Below are 12,163 nucleotides of genomic sequence, written 5' to 3' on the forward strand. Positions count from 1 at the left end.
GGTGGGCGAGCCTGACGCCGCGCCGGCCAGCACGGCTGGGCGCGGCTAATGGGCCCGCCGGCAACTAGTGTGCGGCGGCGTCCCAACTGCGCCCGTAACCGACCGCCACCTCCAGGGGAACGCTGAGCTCGTGGGCGCTGCCCATCTTGTCGCGCACGAGTGCCTCCAACGGTTCGCGTTCGCCGTCGGCGACCTCGAAGAGCAGTTCGTCGTGCACCTGCAGCAGCATCCGCGACCGCAGCCCGGAGGCCTTCAACGCCTGGTCGACGTTGATCATCGCGACCTTGATGATGTCGGCGGCGCTGCCCTGGATCGGGGCGTTGAGTGCCGCGCGTTCGGCGGATTCCCGGACCTGGCGGTTGCTGCTGTCGAGCTCCGGCAGGTAGCGCCGCCGGCCCAGCACGGTCGAGGTGTAGCCGTCCTTGCGGGCCTGCTCGACGACCTCGTGCAGGTAGTCGCGCACCCGCCCGAATCGCTCGAAGTAGGCGTCCATCTGCTCTTTGGCCTCTTCGGTGGAGATCTTGAGCTGGGAGGCCAGCCCGTAGGCGCTCAACCCGTAGGCCAGGCCGTAGGACATCGCCTTGACGCGGCGCCGCATATCCGGGGTGACCTCGTCGATGGGCACGCCGAAGGCGCGCGACCCGACGAACGAGTGCAGGTCCTCGCCGGTGTTGAACGCCTCGATCAGGCCCGCATCGCCCGACAGGTGCGCCATGATGCGCATCTCGATCTGGCTGTAGTCGACGGTCATCAGCTCCGTGTAGCCGGCACCGACCACGAAGGCGTCGCGGATCTGCCGGCCGGCATCGGTGCGGATCGGGATGTTCTGCAGGTTGGGTTCGGTAGAAGAAAGCCTGCCAGTCGCAGCGATGGTCTGATTCAGCGTGGTGTGGATACGGCCATCGGAGGCAACGGATTTCAGCAGCCCGTCGACGGTCACCTTCAGCCGGGTGACGTCGCGGTGGGTCAGCAGGTGGTCTAGGAACGGGTGGCCGGTCTTGTCGAACAGGGTCTGCAGCGCGTCGGCGTCGGTGGTGTAGCCGGTCTTGGTGCGTTTGGTCTTAGGCATGCGGAGCTGGTCGAAGAGTACGGCCTGCAGCTGCTTGGGTGAGCCGAGATTGATTCGCCGGTTACCGATCGCGGTGAAAGCGTTGAGCTCGGTTGTATCGATGGCAGCGCAGAGCTGTTCGTGCAGCTCGTCGAGCCGGTCGAGGTCGATGGCGATCCCGGTGCGCTCCAAATCGGCCAGTACCCGCTGCAACGGCAGTTCGATGTCGGCGAGCAGGGCCACGGAGTCGATGCGGGCCAGCTCGGCGTCCAGGGCGCCGGCGAGAGTCAGCACGGTCTGTGCGTGACGCAGCGCGGTGTGTCTTTCCGGTGCATCATGGCCGCCGAAGTCTGTCGGTCCGATCGTGGTGGCCGCGTGGTGCTGCTCCGGTAGGTAGTGCGCCGCGAGGTCGTCGAGGCTGACGCTGCGTTGCCCGGGCCGAACCAGGTAGGCGGCCAGGGCGGTGTCGCAGGTGACACCGTTTAGCGTCCATCCGCGCCCGGCCAGAGCGTGCATGGCCAGCTTCGCCTCGTGTAGCGCCTTGGGCTTGGTCGAGTCGGCAAGCCAGGCGCTCAGCGCGGCGTCGGCGTCGGTGGTCAGCGCCGCGGCGTCGATGTAGCCACCCTCACCGGCGGCGGTGGCGATCGCCAACCCGGTGGCGTCGCTGTCGAAGCTGCGGTGGCTGCCGATCACGGCCAGCCCGGCACGACGCCCGTCGGCGACGTGTTCGGCCAGCCACGCGGCGACAGCGCCTGGAGGCAGCGCGCTGCCGGTGCATGGGAAAGCGTCGGCGAGGGAGTCGTCGGGCGCTGTCGTCACCGCTCAACTGTAGGGGCCGGGGTAGTGCGCGGTGGTGGCATGCGCAGCGCGTCGCTCGGAGCCCGCTGGCTGCGCCGGCGGTACGCTCCCCACTACAGGGGCCCTTGGGGTCCACCTTGATTCCGGCCAGTAGCCGGGATGTGAGCCCGGGAAGGGGCGTAGCTCACGATGACCAGACTTCGGAACCTGCGGGAGCATGAGGGTCGCCGCGGAGCGGCGGCGCGGGTGCTCGATGCCTTCGCCGGCCCCGGTGGCTGGGACGTCGGTGCCGCGATCATCGGCATGGATCCGGCCGGCATCCTTGGCGTCGAGATCGATCACCTGGCGGCAAGGGCGGCCACCGCCGCCGGCCACCGCCGCATCGTTGCCGACATCACCACACTGGAGCCCGCCGACTTTCCGGGGATCACCGGCTACATCTGCTCGAGTCCGTGCCCCACGTTCAGTACCGGCGGCCTCCGCAGTGGCACCCACGACATGCAGATCATCCTCGATGTCATCACGCACGCGGGAAGCCATGAATGCACGTGCTCATGGGACGACATTGCCGAAGAGTTGCGGGCCGCATCAGACCCGCGTACCGCGCTGGCAGCGCAGACCATCCGTTTCGGCCTTGGTCTGCCGGACCTGGAATGGATTGCTCTCGAACAAGTTCCGACAGCGGAGTTCATGTTCGAAGACATCGCCGCCGAACTGCTGTCCCAAGGGTGGGAAGGCGTGGACGTCTTCACTCTTGACGCGGCCAACCTGGGAATGCCGGTTCGCCGGAACAGGGTCTTTCTGGTCGCAAACCGGTGGCGCCCGGTGTGCGGCGCCGACCACTACCCGCCATTGGTTCGCTGGCCTCAGCGCAGCATCGCCGACGTCCTCGGGTGGCCCGCCGGCGAGGAAATCCGCACTCGCGGTAACCGGCGTGCCACCGGCGGCAACCTGTTCTCGGCCGACAAGACCGGCTGGTGTCTCACCGAAAAAGCCCGATCATGGGTCCGCGAGTCCACCGGCGAACAGTTCTCAGCCTCCGAAGCCGGGCTGCTGCAAGGTTTCCCGCGGAACTACCCGTGGCAGGGAAGCCGCACCCGACAGTTCCACCAACTCGCTGACGTCGTCGCTCCGCCGGCGGCCGCCGCAGTCCTCGCAGCCGCCACAGGGTCCCCCTGGAGCTCCGCCCCCCGCCGGTACCTCGACGCCCTTTACCAGGCGGAGACTGCACGAGAGGCGATGGCTTCATGACCCGCGGGGAAGGTGTAGGGCGCTGGTGTCGCGGTCCGTTGAGCACGATGCGAGTGGGTAGCATCGACAGCAGCCGCCTCACCGCGATGCGGCCACTCCAGACGGGAAAGCGAACCGCACTCGCATCCCGGCGTCACGGAGGAATGTCCCTCGGGCAACGCGGCAGTGCCACCACCATCCTGATTCCGCAGGGGCGAGGCGTGAGTGCGGAACACGGCTGCGCCCATGATCAGGAGGGTCACTGACATGTCCAACACCCCAAGCGCGCGCAAAGAAGCCGCCCGCAAACACCAGAGCGAAAACGGTGGTTCCTACACCGCGGCCCTCGCGGCCGTTTCAGAGGAAGCAGCAGCCGCAGCACACCAAACGCCGCCAGTACCAACCACGGATACCGCGGCGGCAGCCGTCCAGGCCGTGCGTCACTTCGACGAAGCCACCGCCGCCGTTGTGGGCCAGGGTGACGCGCTGCAAAAGCTACGCACCCTGCTGATCCAGTACGTCATGGTCGGGGCAGGCTGCAGCGAATCACCTGCACTCGATCTCACAGTCCGGATCTTTGCTCCCGAGCAAGGGCTCTGGGAAACGAAGATCGCCACGGCGTTCGCGCAAGCCTGGGTGCTAGGAACCACGGGCTCGATACCGGCCGCTGAAATCGAACCAGCGCGAAATGCCTCACCATTGCCGAGTCAGATCATTCGGATTGGTGGGACCGCCATCTACGACCCGGCGTATTTGGACCGTAACCGCGCGAAGTGCGGTCTGGCAGTCGAGATTACATATCGATGGCAGGGCACTACCCCGATCGAGCTTATCTATCTGTCAGACGAGGACCTCGTCGCCATCACAATGCAGCGCATCGGCGAGATGACCGGGACCGCCCTCGGCTTCACCATCCAAGATGTCATCGACGCCAGACTCTCCCGGAAACCAAGCAGAACTGTGCTGCAGGGAACCGCCGATCAGGCCCATGACCTCGCTGACAAGGCCATCGCCCAAGCGCTCCTGCGTTCCAGCATTGACGAACAAGGCTCCTCGGCGGACGTGACGCTCGACGACGTCGCCGCAGCATTCGAGTTTCTCATCTGAACACCTAGCGGCCGGCGGGGATGGATGAACGATAAGTCGGCATCCCCCCCGCCGCCCCGGGCCGCGCGCTCATCGCGGCAGTCGTCGAACAACCTGTCCGCGACGTGCCAACCGCTGCGGGAGACACGGCACCCACCAGGGCAATTGGCCGATTGATCGATCGCATTGCTGGGAAGCCTGAGAATGCTTTCCGGCACGGTTTTCTGAAGTGCGCGGGATCTGCCGCCTGGGCGCGTCGCGGCGGCAGATTCCGCCTTCCTGCTGCGTACGGTGAAGGTTGATGTACCGCGCGAAGCGGAACTACCCGCAGCCAAGGAGACCTCGTGCAGAAGCTCGACAACCGATCAGCCGGCGTCATCGTCGACCTCGACACCGGCACTGTGATCGGCACGAATGTCCGCTACGTGGCCGAGGGCGTCGACGTCGACCAGTCGGACTCGGAGATCAGCGACGAGGCGGAGCGCAACGGAGTGGAGGTGTACGTACCGTGAGGAAGCTCGAATACGGGTCCGACGGAGTCCTCATCGATATGGACACCGGCGCCGTGATCGGTACCAACGTCCGCTGGTGCCCGCTCCTGCGACTCGATGACCCGCAGGACCAGGTCATGGCCTGGGCCGAGGTGCACGGGAAGGATGTGTTCGTTGATGGGTGACCTCGCGGGCCTCGCCGCGATCCGTGGGCGCTTCGCTGCCCCTGGCCTGGGGCAGGGCTGACACCATGGGCGAAACGTATCGTGTCATCTATCGTGACGGCACCTATATGGACACCGGACAGCCGCCGCCGGTCGATGAAACAGTCTGGGCCATCATCAATCTCGAGATAACAGACGGTGGCGACGCCTATCAACAACTGCTACGCACTCTCGGCGCTGCGCCGACCTAGCCACCGGGAGCATCACGATGGGGACCAACTACTACGTCACTGGACCTGATATCGCCGAACTGGCCGGCGCTGAAACGGCCGGACTGCACATCGGTAAGAAGTCGGCGGGGTGGGACTTCTTGTTCCGGGCGCACCCACTGCTCCAGCTGGATTCGGTTGCCCAGTGGCGCGAGTTCGTTGCCAGCGCAGGGCGGGCGATCGTATCGGAGTACCACGAGGTACAAGACGTCAACGCCTTCTTTGAAATGGCGACGAGGCGCCCGGCCGACGACCCAACAGTGAAGACGCACATCCGCACTTTGTCGGCAACGGCAACCGGCTACACCTATGACATGGCGACGCGCGGTGTGCCGTTCCTTGCCTGCGAGTTCTGCTGAGGCTCCCAACCCAGCCATCAGCGTCACGAAAGTACCGGAAGTACCGGAAGTACCAATCCACAACGGAGGCAGCGATGGACCAGAGTTTTACCATCAACCAGCCAGTTCAGGAAATTGCGACCGGACGTGTTGGCACGGTAGGGGTGATCGCCGGAGAGCCCATCGGCAGCCGCATCGGCGTCGATTGGGACACCGACGACGGCACGATCTCCTACTACATGGTTGATAGCTTTATCTGTAACGGGTCGCGGGGTGTGTAGGACTGTTACCGACGTGCGGTCCGCTATGGAGTTTCCACGTCGAACACGGCGTTATCTGTAACGGTGTAACCGGCTAGCGGGTGCGGGCTTCGGTCATGCCTGCGCTTCAGCTATACCTGCTGCCGCGTAGACGCTCGCGGCCCATTCCTCGGCGAGATATCGACCTCTGCTCAACGATCTGCGCCGGAATTCGGGCGCATGGGCTCGAGGTGGTCCGCGTTGATCAGCGTGGTGGTGTGGGATCTGCAGTAGCCGGGAGGACGGCGTCGAGGAGGAGTCGTCCCGCTTCTTCCATTCTCGGCCGCTCGCCCAGCACGCGGTCACGCAGGGCGCGGGTGGCCGGTGGTAGCCGCGGTGCGTCCAGCGCGAAAACCATTCCCAGGACGGCCAGCGAGACCAACTCTCTGGCGGGGAAGTCCGCATCGGTGCCCAGCGCCGACACGATGACGTCGATCACCGGGCCGAACTCCCGGTCGATGACCTCGGCGCCCCGGCCCGCAACCAGTGCTTCGGCCGTGATGGTGACCAACATGTTCCGATCTCGAACCGAAAACGCCGAGATGCGTTTGGCGAGAACGGCCGCGCCGTCACCGGCGGAACCGAATTCGGCCGGATCGAGGTCGGCAATCTGCCGTTGGTAGAAGGCCGACACCACTGCGTCGTAAAGGTCTTCCTTGGATGCGAAGTGATTCGCGATCGATTGGGCTCGGATGCCCACCCCTTTCGCGATTTGGGCGAGTGACGTATCGGCGTAGCCCTGATCGGCGAAGAGTTCAGTGGCCACGTCGACGATGCGCTGCCGAAGCGACTCCGGGCGTTCGGCTTTGCGTGGTCGTGCCATGGCCCTCCTAACTCGGCGGACGAATCCGATCCTTGCACATTCAGAAACCTGATGGTATCAGTTTAACGGTGATGAATCCCCCGGAGGTGCAAGGACTCGGCCGTTTGCCTGCGCTTGGGCATGCCCTGCCCTTGCTGCGGGATCCACTGGGCCTGCTCCGTGCCGCCTACCAACAGGCCGGCCCGGTGTTCGCGCTGCATGCCCCGGGGCGCGACTTCGTCGTTCTCGCCGGTGCCGAGGCGAACCGATTCGCCCAAAAGGAAGGCAAGAGTGCGCTCATCAGCGGCCCGTTCTGGAACCGACTTCTGAAAGAGCATCAGGCCGTGCACCAGATCGTCGCCCTGGACGGGCCGGAGCACCAGGCACAGCGACGGCTCTACGGCGACGTGCTGTCCCGCAAGGCCGTCGGCGAGTACCAGCAGACCGCCGACGTGCGGATCCGGGAGACCCTCGATTCCGCCGTGGGCGGTGCTCCAGTCGAAATCAACTCCACCACACGACTTCTGGTGACCCGGCTGGTCCACCATGTGACCACCGGCGCTGCCGAGGCGGTGGAAGAACCCGTGGCCAGGGCCATGATCGAGACCTTCCGCTGGCAGTCGAACGCCCTGCTACTCGGGAAGTGGCCGAGTGCTGCGCTGCGGCTTCCCGCCTACAAGCGGAGCAAGCAGGTCTGGGACGCGTTCCTGTCCGACCTGACCGCCCGGGAGATCGACGGTGATACACCCGCGACGGACGGCTGGTTCGCCCGTGTCCGCACTGGGAGGCAGCAACTTCCCGAATCGTTCGGCGCCGCAGATACCCGCACGGCAGCCGCGCTACCCTTCATCGCCGGCGTGGACACGGTGGGCGCGACCCTTGGTTTCGCGCTCTACGAACTGCACCGCCGCCCCGAACTTCTTGCCCTGGTCCGGGCCGAAGTGGACGAATGCTACACGGCCGCAGGCGGTTCACCAGATGTAACCGCCCTGCGGGCATGTCCGAACCTGTCCGGCCTCATCCACGAGTGTCTGCGGCTCTACCCCGCCGCGTTCGCGATGTATCGCACCGCTGTCGACGATTTCGACTTCGCCGGCTGCCGCATCCGTCGCGGGCAGGACGTCTTGCTGTACACCACGGCCGACCATTTCGACGCCGAGAAGTTCCCCTCTCCCATGCGCTTGGACGTAGGACGGCTGGAACGTAGTGAGTACAAGGGGCGCTCCTTCGCCCCGTACGGCGCCGGTCCGCACATCTGCCTGGGTGCCAGCATGGGCGATGCCCTGCTCCATACGGCGGTGGCATCCATCGTCCACCACTTCCAGATCCGCCTCGTGGACGCCGAGAGGCCGCCGCGGATCGTCTACGACCCATCCCTGACGATCAGCCACCGGCACCGCATGCACGTGCTGTCCGCCCGGGACGCATGATGCCGGCTATCGGGCTGTTGAGTCCCAGCCGGGGAGCAGTGGCCGTCGATGCCGCACGGTCGTATCTGCGTGCGCATCCGGTCGCTGCCATCGAGACGGTGGGAAGCCAGGCGGTGCTGGGGGTGCGCTGTCTGCAATACCTCGTCGTCGACGTCCTCGCCAGGCGCTTTCCGGCCAAGGAGTTCGTCCGCCAGGGTGCGTTCATGGCCGGAAGTGCTGTGCTGCCAACACTGTTGGTCGCGATCCCGATCGCGGTCACGCTGTCCATCCAGTTCGCGTTGTTGGCCGGGCAGGTGGGCGCTACCTCACTGGCCGGTGCGGCCAGCGGACTGGCGGTGGTGCGCCAGGGGGCCTCGTTGGTGGCAGCGGTGTTGATGGCATCGGCCGTCGGATCCGCGATCTGCGCTGACCTGGGATCGCGGACCATGCGCGAAGAGATCGACGCGCTGGAAGTGATGGGGGTGTCGCCGATTCGTCGATTGGTGGTCCCACGGGCGGCGGCGGCGATGCTCGTGGGCGTCGGCCTCACCGGAATCACCTGCCTGGTGGGGTTTTTGGCGAGTTACCTGTTCAACATCTACTTCCAGCATGGGGCGCCGGGCAGTTTCGTGGCCACTTTCTCATCGTTCGCCACATCCGGCGATCTGCTGATCGCGTTACTGAAGGCTGTGCTGTTCGGGCTGATCGTGGCGGTCGTCGCCTGTGACAAGGGACTGCGCACCACCGGCGGCCCTGCGGGGGTGGCCAACTCGGTGAACGCGGCGGTGGTGGAGTCGATTCTGGTGTTGATGGTCATCAACGTCGCGATCAGCCAGGCGTATGTGCTCCTGGTACCACGGCACGGGTTGTGACCTGATGGGCACACAGGGCGTCTCGGCATGGCGCTAGCAACCTACCGGCCGCCCGGTGCGCAGGTGCTGCTCACGGCGGCAGGCACCGTCGCGCAGAGCATGCGCAGGCTCGGCCACATGCTGTCCTACTTCATCGAGGCCATCGCATCGATCCCGGTGGCGCTGCGCCACTACCGGCATGAGTTCTTCCGGCTGCTCTCGGATGTGACGTGGGGTAACGGATCCTTGGTTGCCGGCGGCGGAACAGCCGGAGTCGCCGCGGTTCTCGGTATCACCGCCGGGGCGTTGATCGGGATCGAAGGGTACAACCTGCTGGATCTGTTGGGCTTGGGTCCGGCGACGGGATTCGTCTCCTCGTTGGTGTCCACCCGCGAACTGGCTCCGATGATGGCCGCGCTGGCGTTCGCCATGCAGGCAGGTTGCCGATTCACCGCACAACTCGGGGCGATGCGGATCAACGAGGAGATCGACGCGCTGGACTCGCTGGCCATCCGGCCGATTCCCTACCTGGTGACCACAAGGCTGCTGGCATCGGCGGTGGCGGTGGTACCGCTGTACATCATGTGTCTGGGTATGAGCTATGTGTCGGCCCAGGTCGTGGTCCGGTTCTCCGGCGGTGGCTCCTCCGGGGCGTACCTTCATTACTTCTCAATGATGTTGAGCCCCAACGACGTGGTGCTCTCGGTGCTCAAGGCGGTCGTCTTCGTGTGGATTGCCGCGGCCATCCAATGTTACTTCGGGTTCTTCGCGAGGGGTGGACCCGAAGGTGTCGGGGTGGCCGCCGGTCATGCCATGCGATCGGCCATCACCGTCGTCGTCACCTTGAACATGCTGTTGACCATGGCGCTGTGGGGGATAGACGCCGGGGCGAGGTTCGGCGGTTAGGTATGGCGAATTCGTTCGATGTCAGTGGACGCGGCTGGTCCGACCGCCAACTGTTGCTCGGCGGTGCGATCGTGCTTGTCGTCATCGCGCTCGTCACCGGTGTACTGCTGGCCAAGTCGCAGGGACGACTTGACCAGCGGGTCCGGGTGCGCGCCGAAATGGTCAACGTCGGCGATGGCCTGCCGGAACGGGCCGACGTGAAGTTCCGCGGGCTGCTGGTCGGCGCGGTCAACAGGGTGGAACCGGCCCAGGACGGTCAACCCAACATCGTGCACATCGACCTCAAACCCGAAGCAGCGCTGGGGATACCAAACACCGTCACCGCGCGGGTAGTACCGAGCAATGTGTTCGCAGTCTCGTCGGTTCAGCTTGTCGACCATGGTTACGGCGAACACCTGCACGACGGCGCGGTCCTCGCCGAGGACGCCGAACTACCGACGGTGTTGTTCCAGAACACCACCGATCGGCTGCGCCAGATCCTGGCGGCGACCGAACGCTCCGACACCGACCCGCCCGTGGGGATCATGAGATTGGCTGCCCAGGCCACCGACGGACGCGGCGACGAACTGCTGCGCTCGGGGGCGCGCCTACAGCGCATCCTCACCGAGTTGAACCAACTCGTATCGGCCGACCCACACGGGCCGTCCACCGTTACGGCGCTCAACGAAATGACGCGCGCACTCAATTCCACTGCCCCGGGCCTGCTGGACTCGTTGGAGCAAGCCGTCGTTCCGCTGCGGACGGTCGCCGAGCAGGAGGCGCAACTGGACAGTCTGCTGTCGGCGGGACTACGAACCTCCGGAACCGTGTCGACGGCGATCAACAACCACATCGACCGACTGATCGGTATCACCACCCATCTCGAACCGGTGATCGGCGTATTGGCTATGAACCAGGACCAGTTCGTGCCCATCGCGACCCGAATACGCCGACTGTCCGACGCCGTGCTGACCCAGGGGTGGAATTCTGAACGTCAACTGTTCGCGATCAAGGTGATCGTGTCCTTCACGCCGGTATGGACGTACCTGCGTGCCGACTGTCCGCGCTTCGGGCCACTCAAGGGGCCCAGTTGCCAATCCGCCCCCGATGTACCCGCCCGTTACGCCCTGCCGGACAAGCTGCTGCCGGAAAGCTACCGACCACCGCCGGATCTGGCGCCGCCGCCGGACGCGGTGCTGCCGGCACCGGACCTGATCGCCGACCCCGACGCCCCCGCGCCGTCGCCCGCCGGGGTTGTCGCACCGGCCTCCTACGGCGGCAACGTCGGCCCGGTGGGCAGTCCCGGTGAGCGCGACGCACTTTCGGCGATCCTCGGCGGGCAGGTCAGCCCGGCCCAGCAACTGCTGCTCGGGCCGGTGGCGCGCGGAACCCAGGTGAGTGTCAGTCCGGATCCGGATGCGGCGGGTGGGTCTTGAGATCCCGATCCGCCGGTATCGGCTTCGCGTTGTTCCTGGTGGTGGCGGCCGTGGCGACCACTCTGGTGTACGGCACGCTGAGCCGGGACACCACCGGACGCACCGATGAGTACTCGGCCATGTTCACCGACGCAACCGGTTTGCGCGAAGGAGACGACGTGCGCACCGCCGGGGTGCGGGTGGGCCGGGTCGAATCGGTTTCCCTCGCCGGGAGCCTCGCGAAGGTGACCTTCCGCATCCACAGCGACCAGGTGATCTACGGGAACACCGTGGCCTCGGTGCGGTATCAGAACATCGTGGGTCAGCGATATCTGGGGCTGTCCCGGGGCCGGATCGGCGACCCCGCCCGGCGGCTGTCCCCGGGTGCTGAACTGCCGGTGGACCACACCGAACCGTCGTTCGACGTCGGAGCCCTGCTGAACGGATTCGAACCACTGTTCACCCTGCTCGACCCCGCGGAAGCCGACAAACTGTCGAAGGCCCTGCTGGACGCCTTTCAGGGCGATTCGGCCGCCATCGCCCATTTTGTCTCCCAGAGCACCGAACTCACCGCCGCCTTCGCCGGCCGCGACCAGATGCTCGGTGACCTCATCGACGGCCTCAACTCCGTCGCGACGGATCTGGCACGCCAAGACGACAACCTCAACAGCGTCATCGACAACGCACGCCGGGTGGTGACCGAGCTGAACCAGCGTCGCGACACCGTGGTCTCGTCGGTCGGCGCGCTGCGACACGTTTCCGAACGCCTCGCGGCCATCGGCGACAACACCTACCCGCAGTTCAGCGAGATGGTGCACCGGGAACCGGGATTCGCCGCACACATGGTCGAGAACCACGACCAGATAGCGTTTCTGGGTTCGAATCTGCCGCTGCTGCTCAAGGGTCTGGCGCGGGTGTCGCAGGACGGCAGCTACGGCAACGCCTACGCGTGCAGCCTCAACCTCATGGGCTTCTTCCCCGGACTCAACGATCTGGTGCCCGCGATCGTGCGACGTGCCTCACCGGGCGACGACGTGAAGAACTCACAGAAATGCAGACCGGCCGAATGAGATTCAAG

The 12,163-nt window shown here is 65.7% G+C and carries 13 protein-coding genes and 1 pseudogene; 12 read left to right on the forward strand and 2 right to left on the reverse strand.

Annotated features, from left to right (window positions below; genetic code table 11):
* Nucleotides 1–64: 64 nt before the first annotated feature.
* Nucleotides 65–1,813: pseudogene (gene polA, locus AWC16_RS19485) on the reverse strand (DNA polymerase I); the annotation flags it as partial.
* Nucleotides 1,814–2,035: 222 nt separating this feature from the next.
* Between polA and AWC16_RS19490 the strand changes: the two are divergent.
* From AWC16_RS19490 to AWC16_RS19510, 7 genes are all read left to right on the forward strand, one after another.
* Entirely contained in the window at nucleotides 2,036–3,097 is a 1,062-nt protein-coding gene (locus tag AWC16_RS19490) for a DNA cytosine methyltransferase (RefSeq protein ID WP_109561504.1), read from the forward strand.
* Nucleotides 3,098–3,343: 246 nt separating this feature from the next.
* On the forward strand, nucleotides 3,344–4,183 hold the full coding sequence (locus tag AWC16_RS19495) for a hypothetical protein (RefSeq protein ID WP_133056010.1): 840 nt from the start codon (nucleotides 3,344–3,346) through the stop codon (nucleotides 4,181–4,183).
* A gap of 323 nt (nucleotides 4,184–4,506) precedes the next feature.
* Nucleotides 4,507–4,674 carry a hypothetical protein gene (locus tag AWC16_RS24515; RefSeq protein WP_165759270.1) on the forward strand — a complete coding sequence of 56 codons (168 nt, stop codon included), beginning with the start codon at nucleotides 4,507–4,509 and terminating at the stop codon, nucleotides 4,672–4,674.
* A complete protein-coding gene (locus AWC16_RS24520; protein WP_165759271.1) occupies nucleotides 4,671–4,838 on the forward strand; it encodes a hypothetical protein in 168 nt (55 codons plus the stop codon). Before AWC16_RS24515 ends, AWC16_RS24520 begins: the two co-directional genes overlap by 4 nt.
* On the forward strand, nucleotides 4,835–5,068 hold the full coding sequence (locus tag AWC16_RS24525; protein WP_085266373.1) for a hypothetical protein: 234 nt from the start codon (nucleotides 4,835–4,837) through the stop codon (nucleotides 5,066–5,068). Before AWC16_RS24520 ends, AWC16_RS24525 begins: the two co-directional genes overlap by 4 nt.
* Nucleotides 5,069–5,085: 17 nt before the next feature.
* Nucleotides 5,086–5,445 (forward strand): hypothetical protein, encoded by a 360-nt coding sequence (locus AWC16_RS19505; RefSeq protein WP_085266374.1) that lies wholly within the window; start codon nucleotides 5,086–5,088, stop codon nucleotides 5,443–5,445.
* Nucleotides 5,446–5,519: 74 nt separating this feature from the next.
* On the forward strand, nucleotides 5,520–5,705 hold the full coding sequence (locus AWC16_RS19510; protein WP_085266375.1) for a hypothetical protein: 186 nt from the start codon (nucleotides 5,520–5,522) through the stop codon (nucleotides 5,703–5,705).
* Nucleotides 5,706–5,928: 223 nt separating this feature from the next.
* Here the strand turns inward: AWC16_RS19510 and AWC16_RS19515 are convergent, their stop codons facing one another.
* Nucleotides 5,929–6,546 (reverse strand): TetR/AcrR family transcriptional regulator, encoded by a 618-nt coding sequence (locus tag AWC16_RS19515; protein WP_085266376.1) that lies wholly within the window; start codon nucleotides 6,544–6,546, stop codon nucleotides 5,929–5,931.
* A gap of 71 nt (nucleotides 6,547–6,617) precedes the next feature.
* Between AWC16_RS19515 and AWC16_RS19520 the strand changes: the two genes are divergently transcribed.
* The 5 genes from AWC16_RS19520 to AWC16_RS19540 are packed head-to-tail and all read left to right on the forward strand — an operon-like array spanning nucleotide 6,618 to nucleotide 12,155.
* Nucleotides 6,618–7,955: a cytochrome P450 gene (locus AWC16_RS19520; RefSeq protein WP_085266377.1), complete on the forward strand. Its 1,338-nt coding sequence runs from the start codon at nucleotides 6,618–6,620 to the stop codon at nucleotides 7,953–7,955.
* The gene (locus tag AWC16_RS19525) at nucleotides 7,952–8,806 is read left to right on the forward strand and encodes an MlaE family ABC transporter permease (protein WP_109561505.1); all 855 of its coding nucleotides are present in this window, start codon (nucleotides 7,952–7,954) and stop codon (nucleotides 8,804–8,806) included. Before AWC16_RS19520 ends, AWC16_RS19525 begins: the two co-directional genes overlap by 4 nt.
* Nucleotides 8,807–8,833: 27 nt before the next feature.
* Entirely contained in the window at nucleotides 8,834–9,691 is an 858-nt protein-coding gene (locus tag AWC16_RS19530; protein WP_085266378.1) for an ABC transporter permease, read from the forward strand.
* Nucleotides 9,692–9,693: 2 nt separating this feature from the next.
* Nucleotides 9,694–11,106 (forward strand): MlaD family protein, encoded by a 1,413-nt coding sequence (locus AWC16_RS19535; protein WP_085266379.1) that lies wholly within the window; start codon nucleotides 9,694–9,696, stop codon nucleotides 11,104–11,106.
* Complete coding sequence (locus AWC16_RS19540) at nucleotides 11,103–12,155, forward strand: MCE family protein (RefSeq protein WP_085266380.1); 1,053 nt, start codon at nucleotides 11,103–11,105, stop codon at nucleotides 12,153–12,155. Before AWC16_RS19535 ends, AWC16_RS19540 begins: the two co-directional genes overlap by 4 nt.
* Nucleotides 12,156–12,163: the final 8 nt, after the last annotated feature.

It is taken from the genome of Mycolicibacter longobardus, assembly GCF_002102265.1.
Lineage (GTDB): Bacteria > Actinomycetota > Actinomycetes > Mycobacteriales > Mycobacteriaceae > Mycobacterium > Mycobacterium longobardum.

Bases quoted from the DNA above. Each gene is read 5' to 3' on its own strand.
- AWC16_RS19515 (WP_085266376.1), bottom strand. From the start codon at position 6,546: ATGGCACGACCACGCAAAGCCGAACGCCCGGAGTCGCTTCGGCAGCGC.
- AWC16_RS19520 (WP_085266377.1), top strand. From the start codon at position 6,618: ATGAATCCCCCGGAGGTGCAAGGACTCGGCCGTTTGCCTGCGCTTGGG.
- AWC16_RS19510 (WP_085266375.1), top strand. From the start codon at position 5,520: ATGGACCAGAGTTTTACCATCAACCAGCCAGTTCAGGAAATTGCGACC.
- AWC16_RS19495 (WP_133056010.1), top strand. From the start codon at position 3,344: ATGTCCAACACCCCAAGCGCGCGCAAAGAAGCCGCCCGCAAACACCAG.
- AWC16_RS19505 (WP_085266374.1), top strand. From the start codon at position 5,086: ATGGGGACCAACTACTACGTCACTGGACCTGATATCGCCGAACTGGCC.
- AWC16_RS19535 (WP_085266379.1), top strand. From the start codon at position 9,694: ATGGCGAATTCGTTCGATGTCAGTGGACGCGGCTGGTCCGACCGCCAA.
- AWC16_RS19530 (WP_085266378.1), top strand. From the start codon at position 8,834: ATGGCGCTAGCAACCTACCGGCCGCCCGGTGCGCAGGTGCTGCTCACG.
- AWC16_RS19490 (WP_109561504.1), top strand. From the start codon at position 2,036: ATGACCAGACTTCGGAACCTGCGGGAGCATGAGGGTCGCCGCGGAGCG.
- AWC16_RS19525 (WP_109561505.1), top strand. From the start codon at position 7,952: ATGATGCCGGCTATCGGGCTGTTGAGTCCCAGCCGGGGAGCAGTGGCC.